The organism is Streptomyces sp. NBC_00271, from assembly GCF_036178845.1.
Classification (GTDB): domain Bacteria; phylum Actinomycetota; class Actinomycetes; order Streptomycetales; family Streptomycetaceae; genus Streptomyces.
Genome location: NZ_CP108070.1, coordinates 494118 through 511656 on the forward strand (window position 1 = coordinate 494118; position 17539 = coordinate 511656).

The 17539-nt window shown below is 70.0% G+C and carries 18 protein-coding genes and 2 pseudogenes; 9 read left to right on the forward strand and 11 right to left on the reverse strand.

Annotation, left to right across the window (positions count from 1 at the left end; all coding sequences use genetic code 11):
* Positions 1-156 precede the first annotated feature (156 nt).
* The 4 genes from OG798_RS02640 (at position 157) to OG798_RS02655 (ending at position 2848) form a co-directional block, all read left to right on the forward strand.
* On the forward strand, positions 157-363 hold the full coding sequence (locus OG798_RS02640; protein ID WP_267060292.1) for a transposase family protein: 207 nt from the start codon (positions 157-159) through the stop codon (positions 361-363).
* Between the two features lie 68 nt (positions 364-431).
* A complete protein-coding gene (locus OG798_RS02645; RefSeq protein ID WP_267060293.1) occupies positions 432-650 on the forward strand; it encodes a hypothetical protein in 219 nt (72 codons plus the stop codon).
* A complete protein-coding gene (locus OG798_RS02650) occupies positions 647-1249 on the forward strand; it encodes an ISAs1 family transposase (RefSeq protein WP_267060294.1) in 603 nt (200 codons plus the stop codon). The genes OG798_RS02645 and OG798_RS02650 overlap by 4 nt, the downstream gene beginning before the upstream one ends.
* Before the next feature lie 354 nt (positions 1250-1603).
* On the forward strand, positions 1604-2848 hold the full coding sequence (locus OG798_RS02655; protein WP_097227183.1) for a ricin-type beta-trefoil lectin domain protein: 1245 nt from the start codon (positions 1604-1606) through the stop codon (positions 2846-2848).
* Between the two features lie 594 nt (positions 2849-3442).
* Here the strand turns inward: OG798_RS02655 and OG798_RS02665 are convergent.
* Complete coding sequence (locus OG798_RS02665) at positions 3443-4555, reverse strand: ABC transporter substrate-binding protein (protein ID WP_267060296.1); 1113 nt, start codon at positions 4553-4555, stop codon at positions 3443-3445.
* Positions 4556-4941: 386 nt separating this feature from the next.
* On the opposite strand from OG798_RS02665, the gene OG798_RS02670 reads away from it, so the two are divergent.
* Positions 4942-5652, forward strand: a complete 711-nt coding sequence (locus tag OG798_RS02670; protein WP_328756092.1) for a response regulator transcription factor — start codon at positions 4942-4944, stop codon at positions 5650-5652.
* Positions 5653-5715: 63 nt separating this feature from the next.
* Here OG798_RS02670 and OG798_RS02675 read toward each other — a convergent pair whose 3' ends face one another.
* Positions 5716-6675, reverse strand: a complete 960-nt coding sequence (locus OG798_RS02675; protein ID WP_328759972.1) for an aKG-HExxH-type peptide beta-hydroxylase — start codon at positions 6673-6675, stop codon at positions 5716-5718.
* Positions 6676-7073: 398 nt separating this feature from the next.
* Here OG798_RS02675 and OG798_RS02680 point away from each other — a divergent pair, with 398 nt between their 5' ends.
* Positions 7074-7220, forward strand: coding sequence for a hypothetical protein (locus OG798_RS02680; protein WP_328756093.1), 147 nt, complete (start codon positions 7074-7076; stop codon positions 7218-7220).
* Positions 7221-7325: 105 nt separating this feature from the next.
* Here the strand turns inward: OG798_RS02680 and OG798_RS02685 are convergent, their stop codons facing one another.
* Positions 7326-7460 (reverse strand): hypothetical protein, encoded by a 135-nt coding sequence (locus OG798_RS02685; RefSeq protein ID WP_257017117.1) that lies wholly within the window; start codon positions 7458-7460, stop codon positions 7326-7328.
* 211 nt (positions 7461-7671) lie between these two features.
* On the opposite strand from OG798_RS02685, the gene OG798_RS02690 reads away from it, so the two are divergent.
* Both OG798_RS02690 and OG798_RS02695 read left to right on the forward strand, forming a co-directional pair.
* Positions 7672-8913, forward strand: coding sequence for an MFS transporter (locus OG798_RS02690; RefSeq protein WP_328756095.1), 1242 nt, complete (start codon positions 7672-7674; stop codon positions 8911-8913).
* A 467-nt stretch (positions 8914-9380) separates the two neighbouring features.
* The gene (locus tag OG798_RS02695; protein WP_328756096.1) at positions 9381-9911 is read left to right on the forward strand and encodes a GNAT family N-acetyltransferase; all 531 of its coding nucleotides are present in this window, start codon (positions 9381-9383) and stop codon (positions 9909-9911) included.
* Here the strand turns inward: OG798_RS02695 and OG798_RS02700 are convergent.
* From OG798_RS02700 to OG798_RS02735, 8 genes and pseudogenes are all read right to left on the reverse strand, one after another.
* Positions 9901-10089 (reverse strand): hypothetical protein, encoded by a 189-nt coding sequence (locus OG798_RS02700; protein WP_323138678.1) that lies wholly within the window; start codon positions 10087-10089, stop codon positions 9901-9903. The genes OG798_RS02695 and OG798_RS02700 overlap by 11 nt on opposite strands.
* A gap of 121 nt (positions 10090-10210) precedes the next feature.
* Positions 10211-10432 (reverse strand): hypothetical protein, encoded by a 222-nt coding sequence (locus OG798_RS02705; protein ID WP_328756097.1) that lies wholly within the window; start codon positions 10430-10432, stop codon positions 10211-10213.
* A gap of 315 nt (positions 10433-10747) precedes the next feature.
* A complete protein-coding gene (locus tag OG798_RS02710; protein WP_328756098.1) occupies positions 10748-11638 on the reverse strand; it encodes a 2Fe-2S iron-sulfur cluster-binding protein in 891 nt (296 codons plus the stop codon).
* Entirely contained in the window at positions 11557-12453 is an 897-nt protein-coding gene (locus tag OG798_RS02715; protein ID WP_328756099.1) for an MOSC domain-containing protein, read from the reverse strand. The genes OG798_RS02710 and OG798_RS02715 overlap by 82 nt, the downstream gene beginning before the upstream one ends.
* A gap of 52 nt (positions 12454-12505) precedes the next feature.
* A complete protein-coding gene (locus OG798_RS02720) occupies positions 12506-12982 on the reverse strand; it encodes a DUF427 domain-containing protein (protein ID WP_267060305.1) in 477 nt (158 codons plus the stop codon).
* 6 nt (positions 12983-12988) lie between these two features.
* Positions 12989-13375, reverse strand: a complete 387-nt coding sequence (locus tag OG798_RS02725) for a DUF427 domain-containing protein (RefSeq protein WP_257017111.1) — start codon at positions 13373-13375, stop codon at positions 12989-12991.
* A 147-nt stretch (positions 13376-13522) separates the two neighbouring features.
* Entirely contained in the window at positions 13523-14242 is a 720-nt protein-coding gene (locus tag OG798_RS02730; RefSeq protein WP_328756102.1) for an SDR family oxidoreductase, read from the reverse strand.
* Positions 14239-15107, reverse strand: a pseudogene (locus OG798_RS02735) (alpha/beta fold hydrolase). The gene OG798_RS02730 and the pseudogene OG798_RS02735 overlap by 4 nt, the downstream one beginning before the upstream one ends.
* Before the next feature lie 204 nt (positions 15108-15311).
* Here OG798_RS02735 and OG798_RS02740 point away from each other — a divergent pair.
* Positions 15312-15686, forward strand: a pseudogene (locus tag OG798_RS02740) (ATP-binding protein); the annotation flags it as partial.
* Positions 15687-17539: the final 1853 nt, after the last annotated feature.

Below are 17539 nucleotides of genomic sequence, written 5' to 3' on the forward strand. Positions count from 1 at the left end.
GCGTACTCGTCACGCTCCGCACGCGCGTCCGCCGCGCTACTGCTGGGACACCTACCCACCACCAGAAGACTCAAGTGACGCCTACCGCCGGGCTCTCTAAGCCAGATGATCACGAGGTGGCCCGTGCCTGCTGCTGCTTCCTCTCCACTACCTGCCGTGCTGGTGAAACTGGGCCCGCTGGACAGCGGCCGGATCGCCGACCTGCGCCCCTACTTCGACTCGGTGCCCGACCCGCGCGCACGGCGGGGCCGGTGGTACTCACTCACAGCGATCCTGCTGGTGTGCGCCTGCGCGGCTGTCTCGGGAGCCAGGAGCATCGACGAACTGCCGAGTGGGGCCAGCGTGCCTCGACGGCACTCCTGACGGCGATCGGGATCCGCCGCCACCTGCTCAGATGGGGGCGCACTCCGGCGCCGGCCACGATCGGCCGTGTGCTGGGGGCTGTTGACGGTGACGCCCTGGACCGGGCGGTCGGCGCCTACCTGGCCGACCGGCACCGCGCCGCCACCGAACCCGCCCAGGCTTCGTCGCCCTCCGGGTTCGGGCCGTCGCGTGTGATCGCTGTCGACGGCAAGGCACTCAAGGGATCAGCCCGTCTCACCGCGACGCGCCGACATCTGCTCTCCCCGGTCACCCACGCACCGTCGTGACCCTTGCCCAGGTAGAAGTCGGCGCGAAGACGAACGAAACCACACACTTCTGTCCACTGCTGGCACCGCTGGACCTGACCGGCACCGTCGTCACCTTCGACGCCCTGCACTCGGTCAAGTCGAACATCTCCTGGCTGGTCGAGACCAAGAAGGCCCACTACATCGCCGTGATCAAGACCAACCAGCCCACCGTCCACGCCCAACTCGCCCCCCTGCCCTGGCAGTCCATCGCAGTCCAGCACGCCGCCTCCGGGGCTGGACACGGACGCCGCGAGTCCCGCTCAATCAAGACCTGCTCGATCGCCGACAAACTCGGCGGAATCGCCTTTCCCCACGCCCGCCTGGCCATCCGCATCCACCGCCGCCGCAAGCAGACCGGCCGGCGTGAGACCCGTGAGAGTGTCTACGCCGTCACAAATCTCGACGCCCACCAAGCCGGTCCCGCCGATCTGGCCGCCGCGATTCGCGGGCACTGGGGCGTGGAGAACTCCTCGCACCACATCAGGGATGTCACCTTCGCCGAGGACGCCTCCACCGTCCACGCCGGGACCGCACCACAGGCCATGGCGACCCTCCGCAACCTCGCCATCGGCCGCTGAAAACCCTCGGAGCCGACAACATCGCCAAGACCACCCGGGCGATCCGCGACGAGCCCCAACGAGCACTCCCCATCCTGGGCATCACCAACAATCCGGACGCCCACGGAACTTGATCAAGCCCTGACGCTGGTGGGTTGGCTGCCGCTGGGACGGCGGCGCGGCCGGAAGGTGCGCCCATGCCGTCGTTTTCCGCGACCGACGTGACTCCCAAGAGGCCTGAGCCGAACCCGAAGTGCTGGTCCGGACCAAAGTATTGACACCCCCTTACCTCACTCCTTAAATCAAGAGGCGATGCACGTACCCCCCACCTCAGTCGACGCCCCCTTCTCAGGGCGCCGTACGGAAGGGAGAGTCTTGGACTCCCCACGTCTCCTCCGCAGATGCCTCTTGGCAGCGTTGTCCGCAGCGCTCGTCACGGCTGCCGCCATCGTTCCCGCCCAGGCGGATCCCCCCACGGCGGCCGCGGCCGTCACCACCTTCTCCGACACGTTCGACGGTTCCGCGGGCGCGGGCGTCGACACCTCGAAGTGGCAGATCGAGACCGGAGACAACGTCAACAACCACGAGCGGCAGTACTACACGTCCGGAAGCAACAACGCGACGCTGGACGGCCAGGGTCACCTGGTGATCACCGCTCGCCGCGAGAATCCGGGCAACTACCAGTGCTGGTACGGGCGTTGTGAGTACACCTCGGCCCGGATGAACACCTCCGGGAAGTTCTCCGGAACCTACGGCCATGTCGAGGCGCGGATGAAGATCCCGCGCGGGCAGGGCATGTGGCCCGCCTTCTGGATGCTCGGCAGCGACATCGGACAGGTCGGCTGGCCGAACTCGGGCGAGATCGACGTCATGGAGAACGTCGGCTTCGAACCCTCGACCGTGCACGGCACCATCCACGGACCCGGGTACTCGGGATCCGGGGGCATCGGCGCCGCCTACTCCCTGCCGGGCGGCCAGGCCTTCGCCGACGCCTTCCACACCTTCGCCGTCGACTGGGCCCCCGACTCCATCAGCTGGTCGGTGGACGGCACGGTGTACCAGCGGCGCACGCCCGCCGATCTGGGCGGCAAGACCTGGGTGTTCAACAAGCCGTTCTTCATGATCCTCAACCTCGCGGTCGGCGGCTACTGGCCGGGCGACCCCGACGGCTCCACCGTCTTCCCGCAGCAGTTGGTGGTGGACGAGGTGAAGGTGACGACGAGCGACAGTTCGGGGTCCACCGGCGGCCCGATCACCGGGCTCGCCGGCAAGTGCGTGGACGTGGCCGGGGCGAACGCAGCCAACGGCACGCCCGTACAGCTCTACGACTGCAACGGCACCACGGCCCAGCAGTGGACGGTCTCCTCCGACGGCACCATACGCGCGCTGGGCAAGTGCCTGGATGTCACCGGCAACGGCACGGCGGACGGCTCGACCGTACAGCTGTGGGACTGCACGGGCGGGCCCAACCAGAAGTGGGCCGTCAGCGCGGCCCACGACATCGTGAACCCGCAGGCCAACAAGTGTCTGGACGCGACGGGCAACAGCTCGGCCAACGGCACCCGGCTGCAGATCTGGTCGTGCTCGGGCGGCGCCAACCAGAAGTGGACCGTGAGCTGAGATTCCGCCACGGGGGACGGGGGGAACGGGGGGACGGGGGTCCGGTGGGGTTCGCCCCGGCCGGACCCCCGTACGTGTCCCCCGTGCTCGGCGCCCGGGGCGCACACACCGCCGACTGTCCGCCCACGGCCTCCCACCACGGGCGGACAGCGCCCGTCGGCGGCCGGTCAGCAGCCCATGGACCACATGCGCGATCCGTATGCAGACCCGTCGGCCCGGACTTCGTCAACCACTGATCGAAAACTGGCGCATCCTCAGCCAGTGCTGTGCCCACCGGTCGGGATCCACAAGCTCGCCGATCACGTGTGTCGGAACACCTCCCGGCCGATCACGATCGGCCGGGAGGCCCTGCACCGCCTACAGAGCCGCCGCAGGATGTCCTTCCACCATACGAAGACGTGAAAGGTGTCCCCGGATCCGGCCTTCGACGCCAAGCTCGCCCGCAGCGAATAGGCGCTCAACCAGCGTCCGGACCGCACTTTCGCCTTCGATGAGTTCGGCCCGCTCGGCATCCGCCCAACTGCCGATTCCTGCTGGGCCGAACGTCATGCCTCAGGTCCTGACAGATCTGGGCAATCGGACTTCCGAGCTCTCTCAGCCGGTGTGGAGGATCCGAAAGCGATCGGTTCGCGCCGGATCTCGATCAACGACTTGGACTGGCGTCCAGGCCCATTGCCACACGCTGATGCCTGGCGTGCGGGAGAACTGGATCTGCCCGCGGGTGCCTTCGACTGCGACGCGTGGCCAGGATGCGGCAGTGCGCGCCCGGTCCGCGCCGCGAGCACGCAGCACATCGGCGAGGACGGCGACCGTGTCGTAGCCCTCGAAGGCGACGAATGAGGGTGCTTCGCCCAGTCGCTCGCGGAGGGCCGTCTCGACTCGTGCACCGAGTGGGCTGAGGCACTCGGGCAAGTAGCGCAAGAACGGGATCGCGGCGCTGTCGTCGCCCAGCAACGTCGCCCATTCCGCGAACTCCGGTTGCCCTGCCGGTGCACCAATCATGACCTCGGCGAGGCGCTGGTCGCGGTGTACGGACTTGACGATCGACACTGCCGGCTCGGGGTGGCCGACCAGCAGAAGGAGGGCTGTCGCGCGATTGTCGACGAGTTCGTCGCACACGGCCGTGGGGGCGAGCTCGCGCATGTCGAGTTCGATGACGGTGCCGCCGCGTGGAGCGAGGTAGTCCCGCAGAATGCGGGCCCCAGATGCCCAGTAGACACTCGGCTCGGCTGCTACGGCGATTCGACTGTGGCCCGCGCCGAGAAGGAAGTCTGCGTAGATCCGCCAGCCGTGGGACTGTGCCGGGGCGAGGCGCGCGACCCATTCCGTCGGCTGTTCGGTGAGCGCGTCGAGAACCGCTGACGAGCAGAGGAACGGCAGGCCGAGGGCGTCGGCCCTGGCGGCAGCGGCACGCGCGACGACGCTGTGATACTCCCCCGCCAAGGCAGCCACGCCCAGGCGAGCCAATTCATCCACGGCCGCCGCGGCCCTCTGTGGATCGGCCGCGGTGTCTCGGACCACCAGCTCGAGTGGCCTTCCGACGAGCCCGCCGGCGTCATTGACTTCGCGAACGGCCAACTCGAGCCCAGCGAGCAAGTGTTGGCCTGCCTCGACCCAGCCAGGCCGAGACAGCGGAACGAGAGCGCCGATCCGGACGGATGACCCGTCAGTCCGCTCCGCTGCAGGCGGCGATGGTGGCGTATTCATGCGTCGGCGTCTCCCGAGTGACGATTCGGTCGCAGTTCGCCCGGATCGCAGAGTGAACGTCAGTCTCGCCGAGAGTAGTCGAGCCGAGGATGGCCGACTTCGGCGCCCTGTTCCGTGGCCGTCAGCCGGCCATCGTGCCGCCGATCGAGCCCGAGGGGCTTCGGTCAGCTCTGCCGTAACAGATCCACCAGGAGTTGCCTAGGCTCGGCCACACCACATCGCTCCGCTCCGATGGCCCCCTCCGACCCGCCGCCGGATCCGCACATGCGCTGTACCGGCCGCCGGTCAACGGGGGTTCTACGCTTTCACTCGAACGTTGATCATGGCGGTGTGGGGAAGACGCTTCGTTGCGCCTCACGCCGGCCCGGGTGTGAGGAAGGGCCAGGATGGCCAATGCGGTCCGACATATCGGTACGCGTGTGGTGGTAATAGAGAGCATTCCCCTGATTCTGGGCGGCTTACGTTCCGCGTTAGAAGATGGCGGGATCACCGTCGCCGCAGGGACCCACGACCCGCACGCCGGCGTGCGGGCGGTCCGGGAGGAGAAGCCCGATGTGGTCATCGTCGACCTCGACCTGCCCGGCCGCGCGGGAATCGGGCTGCTCCAGCAACTGCGTCGGCACTACCCGGCGCCGCGGCTGATCGCCTCGGTGTCCCCGGAGCACGACGACGACGGCCTGCTGCTCACCACGCTGATGGCGGGGGCCACGGGCTACCTGCTCAAGAACACGGAGACGGTGGACGTGCTGCGCACCGTGCGGGCCGTACAGCGGGGGTACGTCACGCTGGGACCGCGGGCCGGCGGCGAACTGTCCGCCCTCTTGGTGCGCCTGGCGGAAGCCGACGGCACGCTCCCGTTCCCGGCGCTCACGAACCGGGAGCGGGAAGTGCTGCGATTGGTCTCTCTCGGCTACGGAAACCGCCGCATAGCGCAGGAGCTGTTCATATCGGAGAAGACCGTGCGCAATTACGTCTCGGCCATCCTGCCGAAAATTCATGTCTCCAGTCGGCTGGAGGCCATTGTGTCCGCACGGCTGGCCGGCCTGGAAACGGCCGAGCCCGGCTCCGGCTCCGGCTCCGGCTCCGCAAGTATGTAAGGCGCAGCAGCGTAACAGCTGAACAGCCGTGGCCGACGGAACCGGTGCCTGGAGCGGGGAGTGTCACATGTCGTGGGTGATGAGGTCGGCTGCCACAAGCCGACGCACGCTGTCGCTCACCTGCCGGTCGACCTCCTCCGAGTCGGCCGGGAGATCGACCGCTCGGGCGTAGGCCGTGCGTACCGAGCCGAGGTCACGCCCGTCACACAGGGAGTAGACCGTCCACGAGCGCGCGTTCAGCCAGTGCATTTGGGCCGACCGCGTGGGACTCACGACGAGTTGTCCCAGGCCGGGCAGGGCGCATGCGTCCACCGGGGTGATCCGCTGGACGACGCCTCCTGAGGGAATCTCCGGCGGCTGCCACGGTTCCGCCCGCCGGATGGTCGCCGCGGCACGGTCATGGGGCCGCGGCGCGTCGCCGTCCACCAGACGGAGTGCGGTGAGGAGCCAGCGGGCGAACCGGTGCCCGTTCTCGGTGAGCGCCTCCTCCGGCAGCGACAGCACACACTCGGCGAGGTAGCGGGCCCGTTCCGCGCTGGTCCGGTACTGCCCGCTACGGGCGGCGGGGGTGCCGGGGCTGGGCTCGTCGAGGTCCTCGACCGACGGGGGCGGGCCGAACCTCTCCCGGACCGCTTCACCGGCGGCGGCCGCCGCAGCCCGGAAGACGAGCAGGTGCACGTAGAAATGCAGGGCTACGAACACCCGGATGACCGTCCACGAACCGATCCGCCACGGGATCGGGACGCGCTCGGTGGCGTTCTTGACCACCGAGCCCGTACGGAGCGCGTCGAAGAGCTTGAGGTGGGCGCCCTCGTGCAGCAGGCTTTCGGCGGCGAGCCACGGAGACGTGCAGCGTTCGGGCGCCAGCAGCACCGTCGAGGGGAGCGGGTCGCCGCCGGACATGGACTGCAGGGGGCCCTCTTCGCTCTCCCTGTGGGTGAAGCCCACCATGGTGACGTGCCCGAGTACACCGGCTCCCGCGGCGGGCAGCAGTGTCGCAAGGAGTTCCGCGCCCTCCCGCAGGACAGCGCGTACGTCGTCCTATCGACCGGGCCAGCCGCCCGGCCGTCGCCGAGCGCGCCACGGTACAGCTCCATGAGGCGCCCGGCCAGCATCTCCTGCGAACTGCCGTGTGGCGCCGGCTCGGTCAGCACCCAGGCGTCCCCGAGACCGGGCCAGGCACTCCGGTGCGGATGGGTGACGGCTTCGCAGGGCCCCATGGCGGGCGGAGCGTCCGCCGCCAAGGCCGGCACGTAACCGCTCACGTAGGAGCCGAACGAGCTGGGTCCGAGTCGGCCGCTCTCCAGTCGCGCGAGGTCGACCTCGAAGCAGTTGCGCAGCACGGGGTCGTACAGCAGCGGACGGAGGTGTTCGTCGGCCGCCGAAGCCGTTGTCCGCAGCACGTCCGCTGCTTCCCCGTCATGCCGCGCCAGCATGGTCAGGCCCAGCCGGAACCGGGCGAGGTTGCGCTCGCCGATGGCGGCGGAGTCGCCGAACTGCCGATCGGCGCAGAGCATGGTGTCGGCCTGCGCCACCTGGTCGGTGGCCGGCTCGGCGGCGGAAGGTGAAGCGGGCAACGGGGACCGTCCTTCAGGGTCGGGCGCCGGACGTGGACATAAGTCATCGGCACCGGGCCCTGTCTCGGGCCCGGTGCCGACGGGACGCGCCGCGCGTCAGGCGGTCCGGACCGCCTGGTACGACGGGAGCCAGGCGCGCTCCTCCGGGGCGTCGACGGCAACCTCCGGGGCTTCGTCGTCGAGGTAGGTCTGCGGAGCCAGGTCGGGGGTCTCGATGTGGTCTACCAGCATGTCCGGTCCCTTCGGTCGTCTGTGGGCGGAGCAGGCCCGGGCAGGGCGGATGGCATCCTGCCCGGATGCGTCATTCTCCGGCACCCCGCGTCCCGCACCGATGGGACTGTTGTCCTGAATTTTGTCCCAAGCCCCGGCAGACACGCTGATGGGCTTACGCCTCAGGCGTAACGGCGGGCTGGTTCGCGGGGCGCCCGGCACTCTGCTGCCCGTGCCCTCCGCCCCCGACCTCGCCCCGCAACAGCGCGCCACCTATCGGGAAGTGCTGGCCGACCGGCGCTTCCGGCTGCTGTTCGTGACCCGGACCCTGACGGTCACGGCCGACTCGCTGCGGATCATGACCCTTTCGGTGCTCGTCTTCGCGACGACGGGCTCACCCCTGCTGGGCGCCCTGACGTTCGGCGTCGGCTTCCTGCCGCAACTCGCCGGTTCACTCCTCCTCGGCTCGCTCGCCGACCGCGCCCGCCCGCGCCGACTCGTCACCGCGGGATACGGCCTCCAGTGTGCGGCGGCCGCCGTCATGGGGGTGGTCCACTTACCGGTGGCGGCCATCCTGGTCGTCATCGCCGTCGTGGCCTGCTTGACCCCCGCCTTCAGCGGCGTGACCAACCGACTCATCGCCGAGACGCTCACCGGTGACGCCTACGTCCTGGGACGCTCGTTGTCCAACATGTCCGCGTCCGCGGCACAATTGCTCGGCCTGGCCGGCGGCGGTGCCGCGGTCGAGCTCCTTGGCCCGCGGACCGCGCTCCTGCTCAGCGCGGGCGCCTACCTGGCCGCCGCGGTCGCCGTCCGCCTCCGGCTGCCCGACCTGCCCGCGCCTGAGCAGGCGTTACGGCACGGATCGCGGCAGGGCTTCGGCTCGGTGCTGCGCCATAGTTGGTCCGGCAACACGAAGCTGCTCGCCGAACGGAGGGTCCGCAAGCTCCTGCTCGCCCAGTGGCTGCCGCCCGCGTTTGTCGCCGGTGCCGAGAGCCTGCTCGTCCCGTTCGCGGGCGGTCGCGGCATGCCCGCCGGTTCGGCCGGACTGCTGCTGGCCTGTCTGCCGGTCGGCATGCTCGCCGGTGACCTGGCCGTCGGCCGCTTCGTGCGTCCCGCCGTACGGGAACGCCTGGTCGCCGCGCTGGTGGTGGTCATCGGCCTGCCGCTGACCGGCTTCGCGCTGGATCCGCCGTGGGCGGTGTGCGCGGGCCTCCTGCTGGTCACCGGAACCGGGTTCGCGTACGCACTCGGACTCCAGCGCCCCTTCCTCGACGCGGTCCCGGAGGCCAGCCGCGGCCAGGCGTTCGGACTGCTCACCGCCGGACTGATGACGGTGCAGGGAGCGGGACCGGCTGTGTTCGGGGCCGTCGCCGAGTTCACCGACGTCGACGTGGCCATGGCGCTCGCCGGTATCTCGACGGTGTGCGTGGCAAGGTGTGTGGCCCCGTGGCGCACGGGACGCGGCCAGTAGGGCCGGACCCCTGTGGACCTGACGCCACGGCAACCGGGGGCTCAGCTGCACATCGAGCCGCAACTCGGCCTGCCCACCGAGGCGTTGGTGGGACGAGGTCACGGTGTCGGCGCTGGATGGTGCCCGAGGAACGATCAGGTACGGATGCCGAAGCCCAACCCGTGGAAGCCGGTGCAGGAGCGAGCACAGAGTTCTTGCGCAGGGCAGCGGCACTACCCGGACATGAACGGCACGATCGCCTGCGAGCATTGCACCATCACCCACGGCTGGAAACTGCCGTACCGTACTGCGGCCAGGAGCAGCTTCGTCGACGAGTACAGGCCACGAAGCACAACCAACGCGGAGCATCTCCGGAAACGGGCCCGCGTCGGGCACAACCCCGCCCTCGCCGCATGACCAGCACACTTCAAGAACCCAGCGCAGCAAATCGTGATCACGGGAGACGAACGAGTGCTAGCGTCGCCCGCATGCCTGAACTGATCGCACCCACAGGCCGGTTGCATTCCTCATGGCTCGCGGCGCGTGACGAGTGGTCTCCAGGTGCCCACCAGGACGGGACGGGCCTGCGTCTCGCTCCTGATGCCGACCTCGACAACCCCGAGGTTTTCTCGGCGTGGGTCGAACGCCTGCGACAGCAGTCGGACAGGTCGGTTGCCGTCGGGGAGGAGCGCGTCCATGCGACCCATTGGTGGATCGTCGAGGGCGACAGCTATCTGGGGGCCGTTGATCTGCGGCACTACCTGAACGCCCTTCTGCTCGACATCGGCGGGCACATCGGCTACAGCATCCGGCCCTCCTTCCGGAGACGCGGCTTGGCTACCTGGGCTCTCGGGGCGGTTCTACCAGAGGCCCGTGCGCTCGGCCTGGATCGAGTCCTCGTCACTTGCGACGACGACAACGTCGCGTCGGCACGCAGCATCGAACGCAACGGTGGTGTCCTGGAGGACGTCCGCACAACCAACGCGGGCATCAAGCGCCGCTACTGGATCACTCTGTAGGCACGTGCGCAACAGGTGTGGAGCTGTCGCTGCTTCGTCCGATTTCCTGGAGCGTGCAGGTGTTGCCGTCCGGGTCGGCGAAGTCGGCGAAGCTGGCGTAGTCCCGGCGGTCGGGGTCGGGGCCCGACGCCCAGTCGCCTGGATCGAGCAGGCCGAGTCCGGCGGAGTCAGCTGCCATACGCGGAAGTTGTCGGCCGGATGGTAATCGACGTCGAGGATGAAGCCGACCTGGGTGTAGAAGGCTGCGGCCTGGTCGACATCGCTGACCGACAGGGTGATCACTTCGAGCTGGTAGTCCATCAGGCACCTGCCAGGCTTCGGTGGGCGCGGACCTCCATCAGGACGGCGACCTGCTCGTCCCACGCCGCTGGGTCGATGTCGGTCTCGAACAGCCAACCCTGGCCGTAGGGATCGGTGTTGGCGAAGGCGGTGACTCCGACGCGGACGAGGCCGCCGGCATGGTCCAAGCGGCCCCAGAGGTGACCACTGCTGTATCGCAGATCAGCTGGGGTCTCGGGCATCGTTCCTCCTGTCGATACCGTTCGCGTGGAGTGCGGCGGGGCTGGCCGAGGGTTCACCGTCCCGGGGTGTCCGGTGGTCCGGCGGACGGCGGGTGGCACGCTGGACCACCCTGCATGCCGCCCGGGCTGCGGTATGCCAGATCCGGTTGGCGGCGCAGGCCTTGTTCGATGACCGGGGGATGTAGATGGCCGGTATCGGGCCGATGGCCGGAGTGACGGCTATCGGATCCAAGTCGGCCGGTGCGACAGCTGTCCGCTTGTCTTCGTCGGCTCTATCTGGCTGCGGTGTTGGTGTGGTCATGGTGTTGGCCGGCCTTACATGTCGAGGACGACGTCGGTGCTGGGCTGGGCACAGCAGATGAGCACGTGGCCGTCGGGGGGCTCCAGCGGCGTCGGGGAGTAGGCGATGTCGCCGGACAGAAGCAGGGTGGTGCAGGTGTGGCACACGCCGGTGCGGCAGCTCCAGCGGGTGGGAACGTCGCAGGCGTCGGCGAGTTCGAGCACGCTGGGCTTGCTGTCGGGGCAGGTCACGGAGACGCCGCTACGGGCGAAGGTCACCAGCGGGCCGGTTCCGGGCGGCCCTGGGGGCTGGTGGGGTGTCCGGGCTGCCTGTCCGGTGAGGCCGGGGTTGATGGAGGGCATGGCCCCGAAGAGCTCGGTGTGGATGCGGGCCGGGTCGATCCCGGCCGCGGTGAGGGCGTGCTGCATGTCGGCCATGAAGGTGGCGGGTCCGCAGACGTAGGCGGTCGCATCGGCCGGGACGGACAGCGCGACCACCTTGTCCTTGGTGAGCCGACCGTCGGCGGCACGGGTGCGGCGGCGTTCTTCGGGTCTGGCTGTGGTGTAGAAGACGTGCTCGTGGGTGTGCGGCAGCGAGGTGAGTAGAGCATGTGTCTCGGCGGCCAGCGGGTGTTCCCGTGGGCGGCGGGCGCCGTGGATCCACCAGATCTCGCGGTCGCTGTCCCGGACGGCGAGCTCGTGCAGCATGGACAGCACCGGGGTGAGGCCGATGCCGGCGGAGAGGAGAAGGACCGGGCCGGTGCCTTCGCCGAGCATAAAGTCACCGCGCGGTGCCGCGGCGTCGAGGATCGCGCCCGGCCGCAGCTGCGTGGTCAGATAGCCGCTCACCGTGCCGTGGGGCTCGTGTTTGACGCTGATCCGGTAGCGGCCGGCATCGGGCGTCGAGGACAGCGAGTAGCTGCGCACCGGGGCGGGACGGCCGGCCTCGGGGATGCGCAGGGAGGTACTGGCCTGTGTGGGCAGCCGGAAGCAGGGACCCGTCCGGCGGCCAGGTGGATCGAGGTGACCGTCGTGCTCTCAGGGACCACTCCGGCAACACGCAGCGGCCGGGAGCCGTTCCAGGCGGGGCCGGTGACCGCGACAACGGCCCGGCCGTCGACGGACTTGAGCAGATCGCGGAACGAGTCCTGCCAGCCGGGGCTGAGGGCGGGGATCCGCAGGGCCAGGCGCAGCTTGGCGCGTTCGGGGTCGGGGAGGTAGAGCAGCGCGTCGGTGTCGGCCACGCTCAGCGCGCCGGGCCCGGTCCTGGTCCGCACGATCGGGTCGCCAGCCTGGATGTGTCCCTCGTGGATGACCCGCATGTAGAAGCCGGGACGGTGGTGGCTGACCAGCAGCGCGGGCAGTTCGGGTTCGCCGAGACGCAGGCCGACGCGGTAGCGGGTGACCCGCGGCTGGGTGACTTCGAATTCGGTCTCGCCGATGCAGACCTCGTCGTCGAGCAGGCCGTCGACGGTGAGGTTCTCCCCGAACTGGCCAAAACCGAGGTCGTCGCGTCCGAAGTACTGCTGCCAGTGCCAGTACGACTGGATCTGGTAGACCAGCACGGCGCGCTGCTCGCCGCCGTGGCCGTTGGTGTCGCCCTGGCCGTCGCCGTCGATGTCGAGCCGGCGGACCCTCGCCGGGCCGTGCACGGGGAACTTCCACACGCCGGTGTGGACGGTCCTGCCCTGCCAGGACACGTCTTTCGCCATGCCGACGTTCACCAACAGCAGGGTGGGCATCGGTCGCTCCTTCCTGTGGCACCGGCAGTGCCGTCGAGTACGACGGTGCCGGTCATGCCTGCCGGACGGCGGTCGTCTCGTCGAGGCCGAGGTTGCGGTCGACGCCGTGCGAGACCACGCCCTGACCGGGCTCCAGCCTCAGCCGGATGCCGTCCAGGAGCACCTCGATTTCGTCCGGCTCGAACGACACCAGCCCACAGACGCGTCGTACCTCGGTCCAGGCGTCCTCGTACGACCACGCCGCGCGGTGGGCGTCGGCGATGTCGTAGTAGCTGGCCAGACCCTTGTACGGGCAGAACGTCTGGCCCTCGGCCGGGGTCAGCACGGACTCCTCGACATCGGCGCGCGGGACGTACCAGCGGGGTGCGAACCCGGACTCGTACAGGACCAGGGGTCGGATGGTGTCGGCGACGACCCGGTCGCCGCTGCGGACGACCAGGTGGCGGCTGGTGGAGCGGATGTCGATGCGGTGGTAGCTGTCGGCGGCGTGGCCGACGATCCGCTCGTCCTCCTCGTAGAAGGCCTCCATGGCCCGTCACGCGAAGGCGACCCGTCCCTTCAGGTCTCCGGCGTAGTCGGGCAGTTCGGTGTGCTGCCACGCCGCGTGCGGCCTGCTCTGCGTCCCGGCCCGGACGGTGTACCAGGCCGTCGTCCCGAGGTCACGGTGCCGGGTGGTGTGCTCGCCCGGTTGCAGGACGTCGGCGGTGACGTCACCGAGCGGGAAGTAGGCCACCGGATAGCGGCCGGGCTCGTGCAGCAGTACGACGTCCTCGCTGTCGACGATCCAGGTGTCGCCGAACCGGACACGCATGCGACGGCGCAGCGGCTCGGCGAACAGCATCCGGTCGGGCAGCGCATCGGCGACCAGGAACCGGCCGACCGCCGCGGGCGCGAGCGGTCCTTGCTGCCAGGAGAGGCCCATCGTCTTGCTCCTTTCGGAGTCTTGCTCCTTTCGGAGTCTTGCTTCCTTTCGGAGTCTTGCTTCCTTTCGGGGTCTTGCTTCCTTTCGGGGTCTTTTTCCTTTCGTTCGGATCAGACCCGTCTTGTTCGGATCGGACCGGGGACGGGATCAGGTGAGCGGCTCACCGCCGTCGATGTGCAGGGTCACGCCGGTCAGGAAGGTGCTGGTCATGGCGAACAGGACGGCATTGGCGATGTCGTCGGTGGTGCCAATGCGCCGTGCGGGGTTACGGGCACCGATGTCGGCGAAGTAGTCCGCCTTGCCCTGCTCGCCGAGGGCGTCCCAGGCGCCTGTGTCGATCACTCCGGGAGAGATGGCGTTGACCCGGATCGGGGCCAGTTCCAGGGCGAGGGAGCGGGCCAGAACCTCAGCGGCGCCGTTCGTGATGGCCACGGCCAGGGTCCCCACCGCGATCTTCGCCGCGGCCACGCCGGAGAAGAGGGTGAACGACCCGCCCTCACCGATGCGGGGACCAAGGTGCTTGGCCAGCATGAGCGGGCCGATCACCTTGGTGTCGAACGAGCGGCGAACCGCATCCCGGTCCAGGCCGGCGAGGCGCCCGCGAGCACGGGCCGAGGCCGTGGACACCACATGGTCGACGGTGCCGAGCCGTTCGCCGAGAGCGGCGATGGCGGCTTCGTCGGTGAGGTCGACGGTGTCGGTGGTGATGTCGGGCTCGCCCGCGTAGGCGTCGGCGAGGGCCTGCCGGTCGCGGCCCGCGGCGATGACGCGGGCTCCCGCGTCCCGGGCGGCGAAGGCGATGGCGCGGGCGATCCCGCCGCCCCGCCCGACGACAAGAACGGTCGCGTCCTCCAGGAGGCCAGTCATGTCAGTGTCCTTTCCAGGAAGCTGCGGACGGCGCCCGCAGCGGCGTCGAGATGGCTTTCGAGCAGGAAATGCCCGCCGTCGAGCAGGCAGATCTCGGCCCGAGGTGCGTCCTCGGAGAAGGCGAGCGCGCCCTCGGGGCGGAAGATCTCGTCGTTGCGGCCCCACACGGCCAGCAGCGGTACCCCGCTGTCGCGAAGGTAGGTGTGCAGCTTCGGATACAGCGGGAGGTTGCCCGCGTAGTCGGCGAACAGCCGCAGCTGGACCAGGTCGTTCCCGGGTCGGGACAACAGGGCGAAATCGTGGTACCAGGTGTCGGGGTCGACCAGGCTCTCGTCCGACACGCCGTGCAGGTACTGCCACCGCGTGACCTCCAGAGTCAGCGCCTGACGTATCGCCGCCTCGGTCTGCGGTGTCTGGTCCTGCCAGTACGCGCGCGCCGGTTTCCAGAAGTCCTCCGTGAACCCCGATTCGTAGCCGTTGCCGTTCTGGCTGATGATCGCCGTGACCGCGGCGGGGTCCGCCAGGGCGAGCCGCCAGCCCAGGGGTGCGCCGTAGTCGTGGACGTACAACGCGAACCGGGTGACCCCGAGCTGTCCCAGCAGCTCCGCGGTCAGGTTCGACCAGAGCGTCGAAGGTGTAGTCGAACTCATCCACCGGTGGCGCGTCGGAGAGCCCAAAGCCCAGGTGGTCGGGGGCGATCACGTGATACCGGTCGGCCAGCAGCAGGATCAGGTTCCGGAACATGAACGAGCTGGTGGGAAAGCCGTGCAGCAGTACCACGGCGGGCGCGTCCGGCGGCCCGGCCCTCCCGGTAGAACAGTCGCTGTCCACGGCCGGTGGCGTAGCGGTGGTGGATGGTCGTCATGGCTGCTCCGTTCACGGTCCGTCCCCCACTGGTGTCCTGGTTCAAGCGTGCGACCGGCGGGGCGGCGGTCGCATCCGCCACTGGCTGGCCACCGTCGCCGGTATGCCGGCCGGAGGGGGATAACGTTGTGTCGTGCGTGAGGCCGCGGACCTGCCGAGATGGAGGCGCGCGGCGGAGCTGACGGGCCGCCGCGGTGAGTGCGGGGTGCTCGACCGGCTGATCGGGGCCGTTCGCGGCGGTGAGAGCCGTGCGCTGGTGCTGACCGGCGAGGCGGGCGTGGGCAAGACGGCGCTGCTCGAGTACCTGGCCGTGCAGGCGCTCGGCTGCCGTGTCGTACGCGCCGCGGGTGTCCAGTCGGAGATGGAACTCGCGTTCGCCGGGCTGCACCAGCTGTGCGCGCCGCTGCTGGACCGGCTCGAGCATCTGCCGGGGCCGCAGCGTGACGCGCTCCGCACCGCATTCGGGATGAGTGAGGGGCCGGCGCCGGACCGGTTCCTGGTCGGTCTGGCCGTGCTCGGGCTGCTGTCCGAGGTCGCGGAGCAGCGGCCGCTGATCTGCCTGATCGACGACGAGCAGTGGCTCGACCGCGCCTCGGCGCAGGTCCTCGCCTTCGTCGCGCGCCGATTGGGGGCGGAGTCGATGAGCCTGGTCTTCGCGGCCCGTACCGTGCACAGGGACCTGGGCGGAGTGCCGGAACTGCTGGTCGAAGGGCTGCGGGAGGCCGACGCGCGGGCGCTGCTGGACGCGGTACTGACCGGGCCGATCGACGCCCGGGTACGCGATCAGATCGTGTTCGAGGCACGGGGCAACCCGCTGGCCCTGCTGGAGCTGACGCGCGGACTGGCGCCCGCGGTGCTGGCCGGCGGATTCGGGCTCCCCGGGCTGATGCCGCTCTCGGGCAGTGTCGAGGAGAATTTCCTACGGCGGGTCGGCGCCCTTCCGCAACAGTCCCGGAGGCTGCTGCTGATCGCGGCGGCCGACCCTTCCGGCGACCCGGCCCTGGTGTGGCGGGCAGCCGGCCGACTCGGGACCGGCACCGACGCGGCGGCACCCGCCACCGAGGCCGGCCTGGTCGAGTTCGGCACCCGGGTACGGTTCCGCCATCCGCTGGCCCGCTCGGCGGCGTACCGCTCGGCGGCGGCTCAGGACAGACAGGCCGCGCACCGCGCCCTGGCCGAGGCCACCGATCCGCGGCTCGATCCCGACCGGCGTGCCTGGCACCGCGCGCAGGCCGCCCCGGGACCGGACGAGGACGTCGCCGCCGAACTCGAACACTCGGCTGGGCGGGCCCGGGCACGCGGCGGCACGGCCGCGGCAGCCGCGTTCCTGAAGCAGGCGGCGCTGCTCACGCTCGACCCGGCAGGGCGGGCCGGCCGGGCCCTGGACGCCGCGCGGGCCACGATCCAGGCAGGTGCTTTCGACGTGGCGTGGGAGCTGCTGGCCATGGCCGAATCCGGGCAGCTCAGCGACTTCCAGCAGGCAAGTGTCGACATGATGCGGGCCCAGCTCGCGTTCATCACCAGCCGGGGTGGTGATGCCCCCGCGCTGCTGCTGAGGGCGGCCGAGCGGCTCCGGCCCATCGACGCGGATCTCTCCCGTGCGGCCTACCTGGATGCGCTGCTCGGCGCGATCTTCGCCGGACGCCTGGCCGGTCCCGGCGGTGACGTGCTTGAGGTGGCCCGGGCAGCGGGCGCGGCACCTCCGCCGCGTCACGCCCCGCGCGCTTCCGATCTCCTTCTCGACGGCACGGCAGCGACGGTTGATGTCGGGTATGCCGCAGGAGTCCCGGTCCTGCGCAGGGCCCTGGCCGACTTCGGAGCCGGCATGTCCGCCGAGGAGGAACTGCGACGCATGTATCTGGCGTGCATCACGGCCATCCGGCTCTGGGACGACGACAGTTGGGAGACGCTCTCGGCCCGGTACCTCCGACTGGCGCGGGAGACCGGCACGCTCAGTGAGCTGCCGCTGGCCCTCACCGCACGTGCCTACGTGCTGCTGTTCGCCGGTGATCTGCCCGGCGCGGCGTCGCTGTCCGACGAACTGCAGGCGGTCAAAGAAGCGACCGGGAGCGGCCTGGCGTCCTACAGCGCCATGGGCCTGGCCGCACTGCGCGGTGACGAGACCGGGGCCTGTGCCGTGATCGACGCCACCCTGGAGGACGTGACCACGCGCGGCGAGGGAATCGGCATCACCTACGCCGAATGGGCGAACGCCGCCCTCAACAACGGCCTCGGCCACTACGACAAGGCCATGGCCGCGGGCGTGCGTGCCACCCGCCTACGGCAACGATCCTGCCGGGATGTGCTGGCCCTTGGCCGAGCTGATCGAGGCCGCCGCACGCTGCGGGACGCCCGAGACCGCGGCCGGCGCCTGCCGCCGGCTCTCGGAGATGGCCGATGCCAGCGGCACCGACTGGGTCCTGGGGGCCCGGG